At 57.1% G+C, this 20,699-nt stretch carries 15 protein-coding genes; 7 read left to right on the top strand and 8 right to left on the bottom strand.

The window, feature by feature from the left end:
• Positions 1 to 142 precede the first annotated feature (142 nt).
• The 4 genes from groES to IPM61_06785 all read left to right on the top strand — a co-directional run bounded on the left by groES (position 143) and on the right by IPM61_06785 (position 4,886).
• Positions 143 to 430, top strand: coding sequence for a co-chaperone GroES (groES, locus tag IPM61_06800; GenBank protein ID MBK8911022.1), 288 nt, complete (start codon positions 143 to 145; stop codon positions 428 to 430).
• 129 nt (positions 431 to 559) lie between these two features.
• Positions 560 to 2,188, top strand: a complete 1,629-nt coding sequence (groL, locus tag IPM61_06795) for a chaperonin GroEL (protein ID MBK8911021.1) — start codon at positions 560 to 562, stop codon at positions 2,186 to 2,188.
• A 259-nt stretch (positions 2,189 to 2,447) separates the two neighbouring features.
• Positions 2,448 to 3,920 carry a T9SS type A sorting domain-containing protein gene (locus IPM61_06790; protein MBK8911020.1) on the top strand — a complete coding sequence of 491 codons (1,473 nt, stop codon included), beginning with the start codon at positions 2,448 to 2,450 and terminating at the stop codon, positions 3,918 to 3,920.
• A 234-nt stretch (positions 3,921 to 4,154) separates the two neighbouring features.
• The gene (locus IPM61_06785; GenBank protein ID MBK8911019.1) at positions 4,155 to 4,886 is read left to right on the top strand and encodes a hypothetical protein; all 732 of its coding nucleotides are present in this window, start codon (positions 4,155 to 4,157) and stop codon (positions 4,884 to 4,886) included.
• A 127-nt stretch (positions 4,887 to 5,013) separates the two neighbouring features.
• Here the strand turns inward: IPM61_06785 and IPM61_06780 are convergent, their stop codons facing one another.
• The 3 genes from IPM61_06780 to IPM61_06770 all read right to left on the bottom strand — a co-directional run bounded on the left by IPM61_06780 (position 5,014) and on the right by IPM61_06770 (position 8,547).
• On the bottom strand, positions 5,014 to 6,864 hold the full coding sequence (locus IPM61_06780; protein MBK8911018.1) for a S9 family peptidase: 1,851 nt from the start codon (positions 6,862 to 6,864) through the stop codon (positions 5,014 to 5,016).
• A gap of 65 nt (positions 6,865 to 6,929) precedes the next feature.
• Positions 6,930 to 7,835, bottom strand: a complete 906-nt coding sequence (locus IPM61_06775) for a tetratricopeptide repeat protein (protein ID MBK8911017.1) — start codon at positions 7,833 to 7,835, stop codon at positions 6,930 to 6,932.
• 73 nt (positions 7,836 to 7,908) lie between these two features.
• Positions 7,909 to 8,547, bottom strand: a complete 639-nt coding sequence (locus IPM61_06770) for a glycosyltransferase (GenBank protein MBK8911016.1) — start codon at positions 8,545 to 8,547, stop codon at positions 7,909 to 7,911.
• Positions 8,548 to 9,584: 1,037 nt separating this feature from the next.
• Between IPM61_06770 and IPM61_06765 the strand changes: the two genes are divergently transcribed.
• From IPM61_06765 to IPM61_06755, 3 genes are all read left to right on the top strand, one after another.
• Positions 9,585 to 9,815: a hypothetical protein gene (locus IPM61_06765; protein ID MBK8911015.1), complete on the top strand. Its 231-nt coding sequence runs from the start codon at positions 9,585 to 9,587 to the stop codon at positions 9,813 to 9,815.
• Positions 9,816 to 10,001: 186 nt separating this feature from the next.
• Positions 10,002 to 11,036 (top strand): hypothetical protein, encoded by a 1,035-nt coding sequence (locus tag IPM61_06760; protein ID MBK8911014.1) that lies wholly within the window; start codon positions 10,002 to 10,004, stop codon positions 11,034 to 11,036.
• An 87-nt stretch (positions 11,037 to 11,123) separates the two neighbouring features.
• Positions 11,124 to 12,659 carry a hypothetical protein gene (locus IPM61_06755; GenBank protein ID MBK8911013.1) on the top strand — a complete coding sequence of 512 codons (1,536 nt, stop codon included), beginning with the start codon at positions 11,124 to 11,126 and terminating at the stop codon, positions 12,657 to 12,659.
• 94 nt (positions 12,660 to 12,753) lie between these two features.
• On the opposite strand, the gene hutU is transcribed toward IPM61_06755, so the two are convergent.
• From hutU to IPM61_06730, 5 genes are all read right to left on the bottom strand, one after another.
• Positions 12,754 to 14,448 carry a urocanate hydratase gene (gene hutU / locus IPM61_06750; protein ID MBK8911012.1) on the bottom strand — a complete coding sequence of 565 codons (1,695 nt, stop codon included), beginning with the start codon at positions 14,446 to 14,448 and terminating at the stop codon, positions 12,754 to 12,756.
• 111 nt (positions 14,449 to 14,559) lie between these two features.
• Positions 14,560 to 16,539 (bottom strand): hypothetical protein, encoded by a 1,980-nt coding sequence (locus IPM61_06745; GenBank protein ID MBK8911011.1) that lies wholly within the window; start codon positions 16,537 to 16,539, stop codon positions 14,560 to 14,562.
• A 205-nt stretch (positions 16,540 to 16,744) separates the two neighbouring features.
• On the bottom strand, positions 16,745 to 18,850 hold the full coding sequence (locus IPM61_06740) for a T9SS type A sorting domain-containing protein (protein MBK8911010.1): 2,106 nt from the start codon (positions 18,848 to 18,850) through the stop codon (positions 16,745 to 16,747).
• A gap of 210 nt (positions 18,851 to 19,060) precedes the next feature.
• A complete protein-coding gene (locus IPM61_06735; protein MBK8911009.1) occupies positions 19,061 to 19,726 on the bottom strand; it encodes a diheme cytochrome c-553 in 666 nt (221 codons plus the stop codon).
• A 352-nt stretch (positions 19,727 to 20,078) separates the two neighbouring features.
• Entirely contained in the window at positions 20,079 to 20,690 is a 612-nt protein-coding gene (locus IPM61_06730; GenBank protein ID MBK8911008.1) for a hypothetical protein, read from the bottom strand.
• Positions 20,691 to 20,699: the final 9 nt, after the last annotated feature.

The raw sequence follows: 20,699 nt of genomic DNA, 5'->3' as shown, positions 1-20,699 counted from the left end.
TCCTAACCTCACCTTGCTTGACATCCCTTTGGCAAGGGGGCTATCTTTGCAGCCGTCTTAGCACTCTCCTATCAAGAGTGCTAACACCACAGCTATCGAATCATCAACGCACAATCCTTGTTTAATCTTAGGAGACAAGACCATGGAACTGACACCGCTTAGCGATCGCGTTCTTGTGAAGCCCTCGGCAGCCGAGGAAGTCACCAAGGGTGGATTAATCATCCCCGACACCGCAAAAGAGAAACCACAGCGTGGCGAAATTGTAGCTGTTGGAACCGGCAAAACGCTGGAGAACGGCAGCATTGTTCCCCTTAGCGTGAAGGTTGGCGACAGCGTCCTATATGGCAAGTATGCCGGCACCGAAATCAGCGTTGAAGGGGTGGATTACCTCATCATGCGCGAGTCGGACATCTTCGCTATCTGCAAATAATCGCGCCGATTCAGCAGGGTGGTTGGATTGGCCAGCCACCGGAATCACTGGCGCACGCCAGCCCCCAGCGTTGCTGGCGCACGAACAACCGTTTTTTCAACATCAACACTATCCACAGAGATAACCACAATGGCTAAACTCATCGAATTTGAGAGCGAAGCCCGTGCCGCGCTGAAGCGTGGCGTGGACCAGCTTGCTAACGCCGTGAAAGTCACGCTTGGCCCAAAAGGGCGCAACGTTGTGATTGACAAAAAATTTGGCGCGCCAACCGTCACCAAGGACGGCGTTACCGTTGCCAAGGAAATTGAGCTTGAGGACCCCATCGAGAACATGGGTGCTCAGATGGTTCGCGAAGTTGCCAGCAAAACCAGCGACGTTGCCGGCGACGGAACCACCACCGCCACCGTGTTGGCCCAAGCCCTGATCCGCGAAGGCCTGAAGAACGTCACCGCCGGTGCCAACCCAATGGACCTGAAGCGTGGCATTGACCTTGCCGTTAGCAAAATCGTTGGCGGATTGAAGGAGATTTCACGCGAGGTTGGTGGCCGTAAGGAGATCACCAACGTCGGCACCATCTCCGCCAACAACGATTCCACCATCGGCGAACTGATTGCCGAGGCAATGGACAAGGTTGGAAAGGATGGCGTTATCACCGTTGAGGAAGCTCGCGGAACCGAAACCACCATGGATGTGGTGGAAGGTATGCAGTTCGACCGCGGCTACCTTTCCCCATACTTCGTCACCGATGCCGACACGATGGAAGCCGTGATGGAGGATCCGCTGATCCTGATTCACGACAAGAAGATCAGCTCGATGAAGGACCTTCTCCCAATCCTGGAGAAAGTTGCTCAGTCGGGCCGCTCAATCCTGATCATCGCCGAAGACATCGAGGGTGAGGCATTGGCGACGTTGGTGGTAAACAAGCTGCGCGGCACGCTTCGCGTTTGTGCGGTGAAAGCCCCAGGCTTCGGCGACCGCCGCAAGGCCATGCTGGAGGACATCGCAGTCCTGACCGGCGGAACCGTCATCAGCGAGGAGAAAGGCTACAAGCTGGAGAACACCACGTTGGAGTACTTGGGTCGCGCCAAACGCGTTGCCATTGACAAGGACAACACCACCGTGATCGAGGGTGCCGGCGAAGGTGATGAGATCAAGCGTCGCATCAACGAAATCCGCGCCCAGGTTGAGAAGACCACCAGCGACTACGATCGCGAGAAGCTGCAAGAGCGCCTTGCGAAGCTCTCCGGCGGCGTTGCCGTCATCAAGATTGGCGCAGCAACGGAAGTGGAGATGAAGGAGAAGAAAGCACGCGTGGAAGATGCCCTGCACGCAACCCGTGCCGCAGTTGAGGAAGGCATTGTTCCTGGTGGCGGCGTTGCCTACTTGCGCACGCTTTCGAAGCTGGACGGCGTAACCGGCGAGAACGAGGACCAAAACATCGGCATCCAGATTGTGCGCCGCGCCGTGGAAGAGCCGATCCGCCAGATTGTTGCCAACGCCGGCCTGGAAGGCTCGGTGATCGTTGCCAAAATCAAAGAAGGAAGCAACGACTTTGGCTACAACGCCTACAACGACGAGTACACCAACTTGATCGAGGCTGGCGTGATTGACCCAACGAAGGTTGCCCGCGTTGCCTTGGAGAACGCCGCATCGGTTGCTGCACTGCTGATCACAACCGAGACGACGATTGTTGACAAGAAGGACGACAAGGCCCCGGCAATGCCGCCGCACGGTGGCGGAATGGGCGACATGTACTAAACTCTACTACTCCAATATGGAGTATTTACCGCAGGGGCGCGACGTTTCGCGCCCCTGTTGTGTTTCTTGGGTTGTGCACACGGTGTGGTTGGGGCTATCTTATAAGCCGTCTGGCAAGCAACATTCCCCCACTCCTTGCAAGGATTCACGTAACTTCTGGGGCTAACGGCGGGTCTTTATCGCACACTTCCCTGCTCTAAGGCTCCCTTGCTTCCATCCTAACTGGCAATCCGTACAACTCATCATTCAGAGGTTCATCATGGCCACATGGCTCCGTTCTGCACAACTGTTTTTGCTTCTGCTGCTTGTTGCCGCAGCGGCTCCTTCGCTACTATTCGCCCAGGGGGGCGAGACTCCAATCCGCATCCCCCCGGCCGTAGCTGGCCGCGATGGCAAAGTATTGATTGGCATCGGTCGCGGGGTAATCTACAAGTCAACGGTGAAGCCAGATAAAAGCATGGTGCTGGAAGATTCGTTGAAAGCCGGCCAAGCAGGGCTGCCCGATAGCTTGGATGGAGTTTGGTACTTCGATATGCCCCGCCCAGGCGATAAAAACTATGTGATTGGCCTTGCCAGCTACAACGACAACGGCGCAAAAAAATACTGCCTAATCCACAGCAGCGACTTCGGAACCTCATGGACGGTAACGAAGCCCGCCGCACTTGCCGACGAACAGTTCACCGTCACCAGCAATTTCTGGCTGCAAGGCTTGGCCAAGATGTTTTGGTTGAAGGATGGCATGCACGGCTGGATCTACGGCAAAAAAGGGATTGTGGCCACCACCGATGGCGGCGCAACATGGCAAGTCCAACTGAAGACCGCAGCGGATCCACGCGAAGGGTTCAACGAAGGCGTCTGGGCACTCTGCTTCCGCGACGCACAGAATGGGGTGGCAGCCATTGGCATCCCGGCATCCATGAAATTCAAACGGAGCGTCAACGGCGGAGCGTCGTGGGACAATGCCGCTGGAAGCGCCCCCGAATTGCTGCGCGTAAACCAGATTGATTGGGTGGATAACTACGAGTTCCGCGCCTTCTGTTTTGACCGCAACCAGCTTTCGAACAATGGCTTCTGGTACTTCTCTGCCGACGGGACGCAATGGGGAGCCTCCAAACGGATTTACAACATCGTTCGCGAGCAATCCTACATGAGCGAGATGTTCTGGTTGGGTCGGCATCACGGATTCATGGTGCTACGCAGCGGCGACATCTTCCGCACCAACTACAGCAGCGATGTCACCTACTACCCTGGCCGGAATTGGACAAAGGAGCAAGCTGCTGATTCCGTTGCCTATCCCATCCCTGCAAGCGGCGGATCGGGTTGGGGACAGAAGACCATTTTGATGAAAGATCAAGCCGGGAACGACATCTTCGTTCATGCCAGCACCCTCCGCCCCGATGGCAATATCTATCGCCTGCTGGCGTGGGGTATCCAAGTGCTGGCCAGCACCCCAATTGACCCGGCATTCACCAGCGAACTTGGCCTAAGCACCTATCCAAACCCAACATCGGGAACAAGCCAACTCCAATTCCACCTTGCCGCGCCGCAAGCCGGAACAGTGGTTGTGGTGGACCCGTTAGGACGCGAAGTCCTGCGCCGCCAGCTTGGCGTAATGGATGCAGGAGAGCAACGTGTGGAGTTGGATGTGGCCACGCTTCCTGCCGGAATGTACCGCTACATCCTTCAGCTTGGCGAGCGCCGCGCCGGTGGTGCGGTGGTGGTGGCGCGGTAAAAAAACCTCATCCCTTCTATCGGTCTTCAAGCCGCACCCTGCGTGTTCACGCGCACGGTGCGGCTTTTTGTTTCCGCACAACACCCCGTTACCTGTCGCCCCGCAGTTGGCGCGATTTGTACGGGAACGGCACGCAGCGCAAGGCCACTAAGCCCCCACGCGATAGCACACAAGAGAGGGCGCACGTCAAATAGCAGCCCACATTTTTAACAACGTGAACAACGGAGAACACCGATGAGAACAGGACGAACGATTGTGGCGGCACTGGCCGCGCTGGCCGTAGGGATCGGTTCGGTGGCGATTGCCCAGCCCAAGCCAACCCACAAACCCGACCCCAAACGCCAAGAAGCACGCCAACAACTGCGGCAAACAATGCTGGATTGGACCCGCACCGCCATCATCCCCACCCTCAACCAATGGAAAAGCCAGCTTGACGCGGCGATGTCGGCAGAAGATTTGGCAACGCTGAACGGCCTTCGCAGCCGGGCCGCCGCACTTCGTAAACAGGCGATGACCCACCGAAGCGGAATGCACCAAGCATGGCAGCAAGAAGATTACACCGCCCTGAAAACCCATCGGGATGCATTGCGGGGGATGCGCGAACAACGCCACACACTGCTTGGCGAACTGAAGCCGCTGGCAATCAAATACCGCACAACCCTGCAGCAGATTGGGGAAACCGCACGGCCACAAGCAGAGCAATGGAGGAACGAAGGGAAGCAAAAATTGGAAGAATGGATGGCCGCCCACGGCGAGGAACTTGGCGACCATCCGTTGGGCAGGGGAAGATTCCAACACGGCATGCCGTGGAAAGGATGGGGGAAGATGTTTGGAATGGGTGGTGAGATGCGCAAAAAAGTAGCAGCCGCACGATTCATGCTCTGGAATGGCGATGATTTCACCCGCGACATTGAACAGGTTATGCCGCACGAAAAGGGAGCAGAAGATGACTTCAATTTGAAGTGAGCAGCGTTGCTCAACAGAGAGAGAGAAGAGAGAGAAAGAACAGGAAGAGGAATACCGGCAAAGCCAGTATTCCTCTCTCCGTAAAAAAAGCCATCCGATATTCGCGGTGACGGCTTCTGCTTTTGGCTTACTCCTCGAACCTTCCCCCCAAATGCTCGGCCAGGAATTTCTCGGCAGCAGCGTAGAACCGCAGGCGGTTTTCCGGGCGGACAAACCCGTGCCCTTCGTCGGGGAACAGCATGTACTGATGCGGAATTCCTTTTTCCACCATTGCCGCCACAATCTGCTCCGATTCGGCCTGCTTCACTCGGGGGTCGTTGGCCCCGTGTGCAATCAGCATCGGGATGCGGATCTGGTCAACCCGGAACAACGGCGAACGGGAGCGAAGGAACTCCGCCTCCGTTTCTGGATCCCCAACCCGCTCGTGCATCTGCTTAATCATCGGCTGCCAGTATGGTGGGGTAGATTCGATGAAGGAGATCAAGTTCGATGGGCCAACAATTGCCACGGCACAGTGGAAGAAATCGGGGGTGAACGTTGCCCCCACCAGCGAAGCATATCCGCCGTAGGAGCCGCCATAAATCGCCAGCCGCGACGGGTCCACCCAGCCTTGATCTATGGCCCAACGAACCGCATCAATAAGGTCGTTGTGCATCTTCCCACCCCATTCTTTGTTCCCCGCGTTTAGGTAGGCTTTTCCGAATCCGTTGGAGCCACGGTAGTTCACCTGCATGCAGATGTAGCCACGGTTTGCCATCCACTGCGCCTCGGGGTGGAATCCCCAATCGTCGCGAACCCACGGGCCGCCGTGGACGTTCAGCACCAGCGGCAATCCCTTCCGGTCCTGCCCCGGCGGAAAGCTGATATATCCATGGATCACCATCCCATCGCGTGCGGTGAATCGGAACGGCTCCATTGTGGCCAACGGATAGCTGCTCAGCTCTGGTCGTGGCTGGAACAGCAGCGTTGTGGTTCGGGTCGAGCGGTCGTACAGGTAATACCCTCCCGATCCATCGTCGGCATCATAGCCCACAACCCACAGCCGGTTTGCGCTGTCGCGGGATAGGATGCTCAGCTCCCCCCGGTGCTGCGCTTGCAGCGTTGCAAGGTCCTCCCGAACAGCCTCATCCAGCACCTCCCATTCCAGCCGTTCCCGCAAAAATGCAGCCGCCTCAACCACGTTAGTTTCAGGGTTGATCAACTCAGAACGGATATCATATTCAGGGTCTTCGGCCAACACTTCCCGCTCCCCCGTGGCAAGGTTTATCACCACTAATCGGGAGGCATTTGCTTCGCGGGGATCGTTCAGATATAAGGACTGGTTATCGTTGGTGAAGCCAACCATGCCGGAGGACCAAGCCTCCTCCATCGTCCAAGTTAGCAGCGTGCGCCACGGGTCGTTTGGGGTGTCGCGAACCAGCAGTTCTTGCCCTCCATCAGCGGCGGCAGCAACGGCGGCACGGATAACAAACTCATTGTCGGCCAGCCACCCCAGTACGTTGCCGGGGTTCCGCGCAGCAAGCTCTAACGCTCCGGTGCGAACGTCCAGATACCAAGCATCGTGAAGCTGGGGGTTATCGCGGTTCATAGTGATCAGCAAACGATCGGGGAACAGCTTGTTTCTATCCAATGGGTGCGCCTGAACGCCCTGGAATGGAGTAAGCTCGCGGACCTCGTCGGTATGGATGTCCACGGCAAAGATGTGCCAGTTTTCATCGCCGTTGCTATCCTGCAAGTAGATCAGATACTCACTGTTCTGCGCCCAAAGGAACGCGCTGATTCCCCGCCCCGTGTCGCGGGTTAGGGGGCGCATTTCCTCCCCCAACAGCCCTGTCCAAAGGTTCATCACCCCGTCAACCGGCGCAACCCACGCAAGCCGAGTTCCATCGGGCGAGATTTGCGGGCTTCGTTTTTCGGGATTGCCGAACAGCAGTTCGCGCGGGATAATTTGGGTGATGGTTTCTGATGGCTGGTCCATAACGCTGTTATGATAGATTAGTTGGTCTGTGTGTGTGTGCCTGTTTCTTACCCCTTCCCGCCTCTCTATTTCCCTTCCCCCAGTTGCTGAAGCCGCTGCAATCGCGCCCCCTCGTTTGCCTGCATCCACGAGTCTTCCGATAAAAGCTCATAGGCCCCCGCAAAGTATTCGCGGGCTTCTTCTTTGCGGTCCAACGCCAGCAAGCATTCGCCCAATTCTTCAAAGACGTATCCATCGGCGGCAAACCCACGCTCGGCGCGTTCCCGCTGCACCTGTTGCTGCATCGCCAACGCTTCTTCCACACGCCCCAACGAGCGGAGGGTGCGGGCAACGCACCATTGGGCAATCATCAGCCCTTCTCCGCTCCCCATCTGGTTGTGCCACTCCACGTTCCGCTGGAAGTAGCGGAGTGCTTGGTCGTAGTCGCCCAGGGTGTGCCACGTCCAGCCGATGTTGTTTGTTAGCGAGCCAATCCAGCGGCGGGCGGTGGGGTGGTTGCTTTGTTCGGCAAGCTGGTAGGCTTTCTCATTCCAGGCCAACGCTTCTTCCGGCTTCTCAACAATGGCCACCATGTGGGCAGCATCCACGGCAAGGTCATCTTCCCCGGCGGCATTCCCTTCCTCCCACGCTTGCACAAACAACGGGCGTGCCTCGGCTGGGGTTCCCGATGAATTGAACACCCGCCCGCGCTCCAGCAAATAGCGAAGCCGAGGGCGGGCTGGGGCATCGGCAAGCAATGGAGCAACGATATCTAAGGTGTCGTGGGCATCGGCAAACCGGCGTTGCAGCCCCTCGCAACGGGCAATTTGGGTCAGCAACTCCAATCGGTAGGATTCGTTCCCGGCAGCCTCCACTTGGGGCAGAAGTTTACGGAACCGCTGCTCGGTGTCGGCAGGGCGATTGTAATTCCACAACTGCTCAATTTCGGGGAATGGGGATGATGGTGACGATGATGATGATGATGAATCCATAGGTATGAATCGAATGCTGTGAACGGAAGCAGAACGGGGGGCTAACGCCGCAAACATAGGGAAAGGATGCGGGCTATTCTACTCTGCTGACTTCTTTGTACAGATTCAAGAAGTCGGCACCAATCTTCCCAACGCTAAACTGCTGGCGAACAAGTTCTGGTCCCGCGTGCAAGGCCTGCACGGCGTGCGCGTCGGAAGAAAAGGACTGCACCAACGCCGCCGCCATTTGTTCGGCGTTCCCTGGATGGACCTGGCGCACAAGGTTTGGGGGAAGTTCCGCAGCGATTCCAACCGAAGTGGCCACCACTGGCATTCCGGTGGCAAGGGCTTCCAGCACCACCATCCCCTGGGCTTCGTAGTGGGAGCCATGCAGCAGAAGGTCGCAGCGTTGGAAGACGCGCGGCATTTCGTCGTCGGGAACAAACCCCAAGAAGTTTGTGGAATCGGCCAGCCCTGCATCGAAGGCCATTCTGCGCACGCGCTCCATTTCCGTTCCGGCCCCGGCAACCTCCAGCTGAAGTTCCGGCAACCGCACGCGAGCAATGGCCACCGCACGCAGCATTGTTGGATAATCTTTCAGGGGGATCATCGAGGAAGCAACCAGCACGCGATTCCCCGTGCGAAGCGATGCCGGGGCAAACGCCCCAAGCTCCACCCCCAGCGGCATCGGCAGGATGCGGCGGCGGTGGGGGGGATGGGGCAAGTTCAGCAACCCAGCGCGAGCCTGCGGTCACGGCGGTTGCGCGGCGCAACGTGGCGGCCACGATCCACCTTCCCCGGCGGGTCCGCTGCGCCCCGTAGCCGAACTGGCCAAACGCAGAGAACTCCCCCCCCAGCCACGGAAACAATCGAAGGGATTCCCAACTGCTGGGCAATGCGGCTTGCAAGAAACCCCGGCTCGGTTGCCCAAAAAGCATGAACCAGCTGGAACGGGCGGGCCGCCGAGCCGGGCCGTGGAGCTTCCGGTTGCTTAGCCCAACCACCGTTGCCCCCGCCGCGCGCCAGACTCCACGCCGGAAAGGATAATGGCAACGCGTGGCATAGGCAGGGGGAACAAATTAGCACCGCAATCGGCTTCCGCTAACATTTCCGCTGTTTCCTGTGTTAGCAGAGTACGGGGAACGGCGATAGGTGAGAGGAAGAGGAGGCAGGATTCTTTTTTATCGGGCGATGTAACAAACGGCGGCGCGGCTGTGTCTTTATGGCACGCAGTACTCCTCCAATCCAATTCAACACAAGGCAACAGCGATTATCGAATCCTGATTACTCGGTTACAACACTACGGTCTATCCGTCCCAACGGCGGCGCGTTTGCGGGAGCAAGGGTGCAGCCAGTAACCAGCAGATCAGCATTCGGGAACGCCTTGTGGGCAATGTCTCAGCCGAATGCAATCCATTCGGCTTTTTTCATGCCCAATTTCAAACAGCTGGGCTTGAAAAGGCGATCAATCAATAACAGTTCAGAGAAAAGAAACGGGAGAGGAAGGAAATGGATACCCTGCTTTGCACAGCAATCGTACGCAACCAGATGGAGCAGAACACCGGAGCACGCGCATAGGCCAACCGATACCATGAGCACACACGTGGGTGTGAAGCAATCACTCAACTGCACACATTGAACAGGAGGATCAATCCAATGTCAGCAACAACAGTTCGTTCACGAATTAGGATGGCACAAATGGCACTGAAAGAACAGAAGGAAGCCCCGGAAGAAATCCGTGCCGATGATGGGTTCACCAGCACCCCGGAAGTGCGGCTGAATCCATTGGGGGATTTTATTGATGATGACACGTTCGCGCTGCTGCAGCAGCATCGGCTGTTCGATGCCAAATCGGTTCGCGATTTCCAGATTCGGAAAACCTACCGCGAGATGCGCAAAAAGATGACCGCCAGCGACGCGTTAGATAAGCTGCAAGAACTGCATCCCTACCTGCAGTACGACACGATCCGCAAGATCGTGTACATGAGCAAGGCTTCCTGAATCCGTTGTAACGGTTCAGACACGCCGATGCCCCGTCCGCCTAACGGGGCATCGGCTTTTTTTTAGTTGGATGAAAAAATCTCTCTCTTTGCCTTGTTTCTCCCCCACGCGATTCCCTATTTTGCTCCCCGTCTGCCCCCCCTAACATCCACCACATCTGCGTAGTGGTGTCTTATTTGTTCATCATTGCTTGCAACCACTGCAGGCAGCTTTTCCACATTTATCCATTATCACGGAGTTCACCATGAACAGCGTCCACATCCTGCCACACACGGCACACGGCACACGGCACACGGCAAGCCAACACAGCGTTCGTTATGGAGGTTACTGCTAACGCTTGTTTTTTTCGTTGTCATCGGTCATCAGGTAGTCGCGCAGCCTAGTGGAGGCAGCAGCGATTGCCGCGAGGAGCAAGTCAACTGCACAGCACCTTGGCAGTATGGCTACTTTATAACTACCATCCCAGAATTTCCTTCTTGCCCGCTAACAATTAATTATCGAGTACGGGACTGCGGGTTGAACACGTTCTATTATCAGTTGTTCGATATTGACTGGCAAATTCCTGACATCAATAATCCGAACGATCCATCAAACCCCTGCTATGATTTGCACAATGCTTATACCAGCAGCTTTGACCAAGATCAATTCCTTCAGCAACTCTTCCATTCAGCATTGAAGCGGTTGGCCATCCTGCTATTCGATCAAAAATTTATCCTTGCACAAAATGCACTTGCGTTAGATCCAAACAATCCTGATCTACAACAAGATTACCAGAGTTTTCTGTGCCCGAACGGCCAGAAAATTTTCCGCGCCACGTATGCAACGTGCATGGCCGTGCTGACCAGAAACATACCTGTTGAATTTCACCGTATTGATACTTCTGGTGGGAAAAAGGATGCCCAGCCATTCGCTTCTACGCCTCCGACCCCTCAAGTGCCTGTGCGAATTTCGAACCGGTATTACTCATGCAATGGCGAAGTTCAATGCTGCTTGCGTGAATTTAAGATCTGCTATGATGTTTCGCAGCAACGCCAAGTGTTTAGTTGGCAGACTGCTGTTCCCTCGGGTGCTGACATCTGCCCGATAGATCCACCCGACGCAGAAATTATTCGGCAATCAAATCCCGGGGCACGGCTGGGACCATGCCGCCCATATTGCAACGAAAGTGAGTTCACGCCTCCAAAGAATGCACCCGATTCTCCTGGGTTAAGCAAAAAATAGTCGCGCCTATGCCCGTAGGGAATACGTGATATTCCCTACGGGCATTATTATGCTAAGGAATTTTGAACTACCGCAAGGAGTACTACCATGAAAAATCATCAACCGAGCAGAACCTCACCTAACCGCAAGTGCTTATCGAATATCATTCCGCTATTTGCTGCAATGCTTGTGGGAATCATCATTGCAAATACCACTCTGCACAGCCAAGAAATACGATGGGAAAATATGTACATGGAGCCCAGCCCTCACCCACAAGTATCGGACTTATATTACAACGGCATGGAGTTTGTGCAAGATGTCAATGGTGATATCTATGTCTGGGGGGAGACTGGCGCAGGGTTTACCTCTGCAGTCAGCCGAATAGGTGAGTATGGAACATTATTCTGGAGTCGGAAATTTGGAGATACTGTTTCTGATTTTTTGAATGCTTTTCTTTCCGATGCTCGATGGGTTAAAATCGTGGATACTACCGTAGTAGTATCATGCAATTACTATCCAATAATAATGACTGATTTTGCGTATTACCAGAAAGTAGTATTGTCAAGAGAAGGAAATATGCTTGATACTTTTATAAGCCGGCAAGTTCAAGTTCCTGGCAAATCGTATAGTCTTGGTGTGAATTCACATTTTTGCCAAGCTCCAAATCAAAATGAATTTATCGCTATCTCTACTTCGGAAAGCGTAGGAACACGATTTAAACGTATCCGAGACGATGGCTACCAGCTGCAATACAAGTATTACCACCAAAATACTCGACCATACTACGAAGCACTTGGCCTAACCCCAATTGCCCATAACCGATTTATTCTGCGTGGCGACCGCACCGAGTCCGGCCAATTTCGCCGACCCTTCCTTGCTTGCTTCGATAGCTCCGGCACTATCCTTTGGGAACGTATCCCTGCCGACACTGCTATCCCCTACACCTACTGTGCTGGCTTGGCACCAACCAACGATGGAGGCATGCTCCTGAGCGTCAACCCCTTTGTCCAAACTGGCAAGCAATGGAAGTCAGCCCCCATCCTCTTCCGCCTCGATTCTTTGGGCAATACTCTCTGGAAAAAAGAACTCTCCTTCGAGACGGACTATGCACAATTAACCGCCATTGAACCCCTTCCCGATGGTGGCTTCATGGCTGTTGGATACACCGCCATGTTCCGACCGAATCGCCGAACTATTGACCAGAGCCGACAATATCCGCTGATGCTCCGATTGGACGCTGCCGGAACGATCCGTTGGCGTACATCCTGGTCCGGCTCCGACACCGGGAAGTTGAACGCCGTTCACCAGCTTCGGGATGGAACGTTTGGCGTTGTGGGTTTGCGGTTCCCGCACCTGTACGTTGCCAGCATTGCCGACATTCCCACAGGAGTTGAGCCTGCCGCAGAAGAAGGGCAAGCCCTTCGGATCATAATGGCTGCGGGCCGTCGGCAATTGCAGGTTGATGGAGCAACCGGGAAAGAGATCACCGTCAGCGTAGTAGATATGGTGGGGCGTGTGGTGTTGCGCCGCAGCATCGCCGCCGGAATGGGTTGGGTGTCGCTGGAGGAACTTCCCCCCGGAGCCTATGTTGCCGTTGCCGAATCGAATGGCGTGCGAGCAAGCACCCTGGTGCCGATTCCATAATGTTGACGCTGCTGATTGCTCAAAAACAGCAATCGCCGCATGAGCATCCAGGCTTCATGCGGCGATTGTTTTTTGCTTCGGATGGAGCTTGCCCTCACCCCCGATTCAGCATCGGGATATTGATGCCGAATTGCTGGGCGTTGCGGGCGGCGCGTTCGTAGCCGGCGTCGGCGTGGCGGAAGATCCCCATTGCGGGGTCGTAGGTCAGCACCCGCGACAATCGCGCATCAGCTTCCGGTGTGCCGTCGGCCACCACCACCATTCCGGAGTGCTGCGAGTACCCCATCCCAACCCCGCCGCCGTGGTGGAACGAGGTCCACGTTGCCCCACCCATTGCGTGCATCGCAAAGTTCAGCAATGGCCAGTCGCTAATGGCATCGGAGCCATCCCGCATCCCTTCCGTTTCGCGGTTGGGGCTGGCAACCGATCCGCAATCCAAATGGTCGCGGCCAATAACGATTGGCGCGGAAACGCGTCCGTCGCGGACCATCTGGTTGAAGAGCAATCCCGCTTTCTCACGCTCGCCATATCCCAGCCAACAGATCCGTGCCGGCAATCCTTGCCATGCAATCCGCTCCTGGGCCATTGCCAGCCAGCGGTGGAGCGGGGCGTTGTCGGGGAACAGCTCCATGATTGCCCGGTCCGTTGCGTAAATGTCCTCCGGGTTGCCCGAAAGCGCCACCCAACGGAACGGCCCCTTGCCGTCGCAGAACAACGGGCGGATGTATTCCGGCACAAACCCTTTGAACTCGAACGCACGGCCAAACCCTGCTTTCTGGGCCTCGGCACGGATGTTATTTCCGTAATCGAACGCCACCGCCCCCGCATCTTTCATGGCAACGATTGCCTCCACGTGGGCGCGTACCGACTCGGCGGCGCGGCGCAGATATTCATCGGGATCGGCGGCACGAAGCGCGTCCGATTCCTGCTTGGAAAGCCCGGCAGGATAGTATCCGTTCAGCAAATCGTGGGCAGAAGTTTGGTCCGTGACGATGTCGGGAATGATGCCGCGCCGGACCATTTCCGGAAGCACCTCGGCGGCGTTCCCCAGCAGGCCAACCGAAAGCGATTCGCCACGCTGGCGGGCCTCCTGAAGCATCGCCAACGCTTCGTCAAGGTTCGTGGCTTTGCGGTCGCAGTAGCGGTCGTGGATCCGTTTGTCAATCCGCCATTCATCAATCTCCACCGCCAGCACCGTCCCTTCGTTCATCGTGACGGCAAGCGGCTGCGCGCCCCCCATCCCGCCAAGCCCAGCGGTGACGGTCAGGGTTCCCCGAAGCGTTCCGCCAAAGTGGCGTTCGGCGCAGGCAGCGAACGTCTCGTAGGTTCCTTGCAATATCCCCTGCGTGCCAATGTAGATCCAGCTTCCGGCGGTCATCTGGCCGTACATCATCAGGCCCATCTCATCAAGCTGGCGGAACTGGTCCCACGTTGCCCAGCCCGGCACAAGGTTGCTGTTGGCAATCAGCACTCGGGGCGCGTCGGTGTGGGAGCGGACAACGCCCACCGGCTTCCCCGATTGCACCAGCAAGGTTTGGTCCGGCTCCAGCTTCCGCAGCGATTCCAGAATGGCATCGAAACACTCCCAGTTGCGCGCGGCCTTCCCCAACCCTCCGTACACAATCAGCTCGGACGGACGTTCGGCCACCTCGGGGTCCAGGTTGTTTTGGATCATTCGGTAGGCCGCTTCAATCTGCCAGTTGCGGCAGGTAAGTTCGGTCCCGCGTGGGGCGCGAACGGTGCGGTTGCTGGTGCGTGTTCCACCGGCGGCGGGAAGTGTCTCGGTCATGGCATTGCTCTCCTTCAGTTTGTTCCGTAGTTGCGCCGAAATTATCCGTTTGTTGGCGGGCAGCCAAGCCAGGCCCCTACGCTGTGACGATCTTGAACAACGCCCGCAGCGTCAATACACCCACAACGGTGCAATGGCCCTGTCCCCTTGCGCCCCCTCCACAAGCAGGAACGCCGCGCCGGGCGGAAGCTGGCCGGCATCCAACCGCAACCGATGCTCGCCAGGGTCCAACCGCTGCGGGCCAAGGCGTTGCAGCTCCCGTCCCGCGTAATCAACAATGCGAATTTGGAGTTCATCGGCCTGGGCAACGGAAAGGGTAAGGGTTGCTTCTGCGCCCGGGACCAGCAGGTTCGGGGAAAGATGGCACGCCAGGGCGGATGGAGTTTCTGGAATCGGAGCCGAGGATATCCCCCCAGTGGTGAACGTCAGCAGGCCGGCCCAGCGGGTGACGGTTCCATTGCTGGCGCGAAGCCGGACGTAATAGCGCGTGTTTGGGCGCAGCCCGCCGAATGTGTAGAAGGTGTCGCGAAGGTCGCCTTGCGTGATCGTGGTGGGGCCGGAAAATGTTGGGAGGTTATCAATGATCAGCATGTACGACGTTGCCCCCTGAACCCGCTGCCACCGTATTGTTGTGGGGACTTTCACCCCGGTTTCTTCGTTGGCAGGATAGAGCCATTGGGGAATGGCAAGCTCAACGGCGGTGTCGGGAACGCGAATCACTTTTATTGCCGACCAGTCGCTGGTGTCGTGGTCGTTTCGTGCCCGCAGGCGCACCTCGTAGCGCCGCCCAAGCTCACGCGGGACGGCTTGCGCGGTCGTGTCCAGCCCGTAGCGGGCAAACCACGGCTCGTTAAAAATTTCGGGGTTCGCCACGTTGTAATCACCGGAGGTATCCCCCACCTCAATGTCGTAGAGCGTGGCCCCGGTGACTCTTTCCCATTGCACCGTGAACGATGCGGCATCGCCCCGCCTGATTGGATGCACCAATGGCGGGCGCAGCCGCGTGCGCCCTGTGAATTTGCAGACGTATTCATGGCGTGCAATCGCCATTGCTTCCGATGGGTGGCGTTGCGCAACTTTTTTTGCCACCGATCCTTCAGCTGCGATGCTTGCTGGCAGATACTCTTCCGTCCACTCCGTTCCCCCGTCGGTTGTTCGTATGAAGGTGGGGTAGTTCAAGGCCACAATGCCATGCTCCGAATCGGCAAAGTCAATATCCACAATGTCCCATGTTAGCCCCAGCGTGTCAATCGTCACCGCCCATGTTGCGCCGCTGTTTTCGGTCCGCAGCAGAAGGTCCCCGCGACTTCCTTCGGTCCAGGCAAAACCGTTTTGTGGGGTGGTGAAGATCATCTTCCGCACCGTTGCTGGCATTGCCCCGATCTTCTCCCAATCGCTACCGGCCCCGGCCAATCGGTAGATATCCGTGCTGTTGGATTTCGACTTCTTGACGGCGATGCGGACATCGTCCCGACCAACAGCCGCAACGCTCAGGATCTCCGTCACTCCTGCTGGGATTGGGAGCGGGGTCCATGTCATCCCGCCATCGGTGGTTTGTTGCAGGTCATCGGTTCCGGAGGTGGTGCCGTATGTGTGCCGGATTGCGATGCCGTGCGTGGAGTCGCTCATGGAGCAGGAGGTGAACACCTGGTCCTTCCCCAACTCCACGCGGAACCATGATGCCCCGCCGTTGGTGGACCCAATCACCACGCCACGCCGCGACTGCCATTGCGTAAGGTCGCTGGTGATGGAATCAACCAGCAGAAGGAACCGGCTTGCGGTTGGGTGCAGCAGGTCCACAATCCGCGACGATTGCCCCAACGAATCTTGCCAGATGTTTTTCCACGTTGCCCCGCCGTCGGTGGTGTGGCGCAGGTAGAAGGGGCCAATCCACGGGTTCATTTGCCCAGCAACCACGTAATCGCCGACCCCGGCAGAGGCAATGTGCGAAGGCTCGGTACGAACGGTCCCGGGAATCCGGCCATCCACCACAATCCACTCGCCAATTTGTTGGGCAAGCAAGGGGGAGAAAGGGCACAGCAGCAACAGTGAGAAATGGAAGCAGAGTCGGGAGAATAACGGCGTTGGCATAGGCCCTCCGAATCAAAAAAAGAAGTAGGGACTGGCGCCGATCATGGGCAATCGGTGAACGCCGAAAAGTTAGGGAAGAGCAAGGAATTATCGAGTGGGCTGCGGCTTCGTTGAAAGAGAATTTTTTGGAGCCACTCCGGAAAATGAAGAACCGAGGATCATCATTGCGTGACCCTCGGTTCATTGCCAACAAGCTGTTCTTTTTTTACGGCTTCACAAACTTCTCCGTGACGCTTTCTCCACCGCTGGTAAGCCGGTAGAACCAGACGCCGGATGGAAGCTGGCTTGCATCAACCACAACGGCATGGTCCCCGGCGTCAACGTCCCCTTCAAACAAGGTTTTGATGGTTGTGCCAAGTGGGTTCACAAGCTCAATCACCACATGGCCCGGGCGTTCCAGCGTGAAATGGATGCGGGCATCGGCAGTGACCGGGTTGGGGTAGGCCGCAAGTTTGAACGTGTTGATGAACGCCCCCGGCGCGTTGCTTGTTTGGCCAAGAACCTCGGCAGTGGTGGCGCGCATCAGGCCGCTTCCCCAGGTGCCCACAAACAAGTGGTTTCCGGCGCTGGCAATGCTCATCAGCCATGTTTTTTCCGGCAGCCGGTCGGTGAAGGTGGACCATCCTCCGTTGTGCCACATCATTCCCGCGGTGGGGTGCTCCCCCAATCCCACAAAGAACTCCGAAAGCACCACTGCCGACTGGCCAACCGAAGCAATCGCAAGGATTGCGGATTCACCATCCTTCAGGATCGGCTCCACCTCCCACGTTTTTCCGCTGTCGGCGGAGCTGTACAACGTGTCAACGTTGCCCAAGTAGAATTGCCCCGCAGCGGCGGCGGCAACCGGGCGGTAGGACATTCCATCAATCTGCAAATCGCTTGCTTGCCAGCTTGCCCCTGCATCGCCGGACCAGTAGGCTGCCGACGCGGTGACGGCAATCACGCTTGTTCCCTGGGCAGCAATGGCGTTAATGGGGACCGGGGTTTGGTCGTTGTTGGTGGGCAGCCCTGCCGAGGCACGTTGCCACGTTGCGCAGCCATCGGTGGAACGCCAAACCCCCACGCTTCCGCCGTTGCCTGAGGAGAGGTAGAAGACTCCATCGGCGGCGGCAATACCGGTAAGGTCCAGCAGCGGTTCGGGAAGGTTGGTGGTGGCGGCGGTCCAGGTGATGCCGCCATCGCTGGAACGGGATAGGCCCGGGGTGCCGTAGTTCTCGTGCAGCGCCAGCACCGTGTTCCCTTCGGCAACCATCTGAAGGATTGGGGTGGCAAACGTCTGCTCCCACGCCATTCCTTCGTTGGTGCTGCGGAAGATTCCGGCGGGTGCGGCGGCCAGGATTGCATTCCCCACAGCAACAATATTCTTGATGGAATGAACATTCAACCCAGCGTTGATTGCGGTCCAGGATTCTCCATCATCGCCCCCGCTTAACACACCGCTGGCGGTGGCGGCCCACAGTTCGCCAACGATCTCGCTGTTGGTGGTGGCAAGCTGCGCGTCGCGCTGGGCCAGCACCCGCTGCCATGTTTCCCCTTTCAGTTTATAGACCCCATGCGTGGTGGAAGCAAACAGCCCTTTGTGTGTGGCAATCAAGTCGTTCATGATGAACGACTGGGTTGGCAATCCGGTGTTGACCTGGTTCCACGTGGCCCCGCCGTCGGAGCTGCGGAAAATGCCATCGTTGAAGTAGTAGATGGTGATAACCCCATCGGTCACTTCCATCCGCGAGGCAATGTTGGTGGAAGGGTAGGTGGCAACCGCATTGCTCCATTGCGTGCTGTCGGCATGTATTCGCCGCAGGATGGCTCCGGATTCACCAGTCGAGAGGCCGTAAACGTAGGCTCCATCAGCATCAATATCCATCATGTAATTGTTTGGGCCAAATGCGGCGATTGAGTCCCAGCCGATCCCGCCATTGGTGGAGCGGAACAGGGCCGTGCGGTCCGAAGCAATCAGCACGTTGGACTTCCCTTGCAGCCGCACGATGCTCATGATTGAGCGTTCAAGGCCGGTCTCCTGCCACGTCTGCCCGTTGTTGGTGGAGCGGATCAGGTTGCCGAAATCGTCGGCATAGTAGGCGCCGCCAATGCAGAACACCTGCAAGGCGTTCATGGTGTTGAGCGGGCTCCAGTTTGCGCCGTCGCTGCGGAAAACTTTGCCAAGATCGTTAATGGCGATTGCGCTTACCCCGCGCACTGCCAGCGAGCGAATTTCGCCCCCGGAAGGACCCGGCAGCTGCGTCCATTGCCCCAACATCGGGGTGGAGATGCCAAGCAGAAGTAGCAAGCGGAACAGTATTCGTGTGAACATGGTGGTGGTTTTGGTTGTTGGGTTTTGGGTTGTTGGGTTTTGATCCATTGGACGTGATCGGCGAACCGTAATGAGTGATGATTGGTGGCGAAGCAAGCTCTATCCCACTCTGGCCCCGGCTGTTAGCCGGTAGGGAGGGGGGAAAGGCCCGTTGCCGTTCCCCCCCCCTACCACCAACGATTGGCGAAGGTTGCTGGGGTGTGCCTTCTGTTACTTGCTTGCCATTGGCCCCTGTGGCGGCATGTATTCCGGAACCTTGTTTTTAACCGGAGGGATTGACTTCAGATAGGCGAACACCGATTTCAAATCCTCGTCGGTCATATGCTTGTAAACATCCCACGGCATCGGCGGCATAATCGGGCGCGATCCACCGAAGTGCTTCCCTTCTCTTATCGCCAGCATGAAGATCTGCTCGCTCCAGTTTCCAAGCCCGGTAGTGGTGTCGGGGGTTAGGTTCATGGCGTAGGTGATGCCCCATGGCCCGGCGTAAGCGGTTCCGGTCATCGCGGCGGACATCATCCCCCATGGGCCATCAATTTTTGGTGGTGTTGGAAGTACGACTTCCTCTGGGTGGCCGGCTAACATTCTGGCCATATCCTTCTCCGGCCCTTTCGGGCCCATTTTCACTGGCGTGTGGCAATCGTTGCAGCCGCTAATCGTGACCAAGTACTTTCCGCGCTCGATGCGGGAAGCGTGTTGGCTTGCGGAGTCTGGGGTGGGGGTTGTGGCAGTTGTTTGTTGTGTGGCCTTGCTTTCCCCCGTTTCTGCTTTGCCGCAGCTAACCATTGCGGCCGTGACAAGCGCGAAGCAAGTAAGAATGATCGCTGTGGCAATCATGTCTCGGATATTCCCTTTTGTGGTGGTGTGTGCTGGCATTGTTCTTCTCCTTCCTGTGTGCAATTATTCTATTGGTTTGATGTTCTGCTGCCGTCATGCTCGATTGTTCGGCAACGCTTGCAACATCGCTGGCAAGGTGGGTGAGGCGGTTCACCCCAATGGGTGAGAGCGAGGGATGATTTTTTGGGGAGATCACCCCCACACCCGGGAAGCAGACGAGAAACGGAAGAAAGCGGTACAGATGGTGGAAGCGGCGGCGGCAGGCGCAGGCGGCTATGGCCTATGCGGTGGGGTGAGAGGAAGGAAGAGGGAGGGGAGCGTGAGTGAGTTTAGCTCCGAAGAGAGAGGGCGCAAAAATTAGGAGGGAAGAGGAGCGCGGCAGCCCCCCCCCTCATCCTCCAATGCTTCTCCGCACCAGATAGGTCGGGAAGGTGCCATGCTCCTTTGCCAACGGGGTTTGGCCAACGTAGTCGCAGGTGAACTCGGTGACGCACTGCGCAGCGGCCAACGCCGCAAACGCCTGGCTAGCATACACCTGCCCGGGCGGGGTGACGGGTTCGATACGGGCGGCGTGGCTTACTTGGCTGCCGATGTAGTTGGGGTTCCCCGTCACCGGGTCAATGCAGGAATAGACGGGGCCGGCGTGCAGGGCAATCCGAAGATTGAGGGTGGAAGGAAGGTCGCGGGTTGCCCAATCAACCATGCAGATTCGTTCGTACAACTCCAGGGCAAACAGCCCGGTGGCGCGCACGTCGGGGAAGACAAGGTACAGCCCGTCGCCCCAGGTGTTTTGCATGATTGGTTTGTGGTTGGAGTTGCGAACCAGGTCGCCAATGTCCCCCAAGAAATTTCGGATGAACAGCGGCAACTCCTCCTCGGTCAGCTTGCTGAAGCTGACGGCATCGGCAAACAGCATCCCGATCATCTCGGCACGAAGCCCATCTTCTTCTTCCTCTTCTTCATAAGCCTTTCCCATCACAACGGGCTTTGCTTGTTCGGCCATGTGGTTGCT

This window comes from Chlorobiota bacterium (assembly GCA_016710285.1).
Classification (GTDB): domain Bacteria; phylum Bacteroidota; class Ignavibacteria; order OLB7; family OLB7; genus OLB7.
The sequence above is the reverse complement of the archived record's forward strand: the minus strand, read 5'-3'. Positions and strand labels throughout refer to the sequence as shown.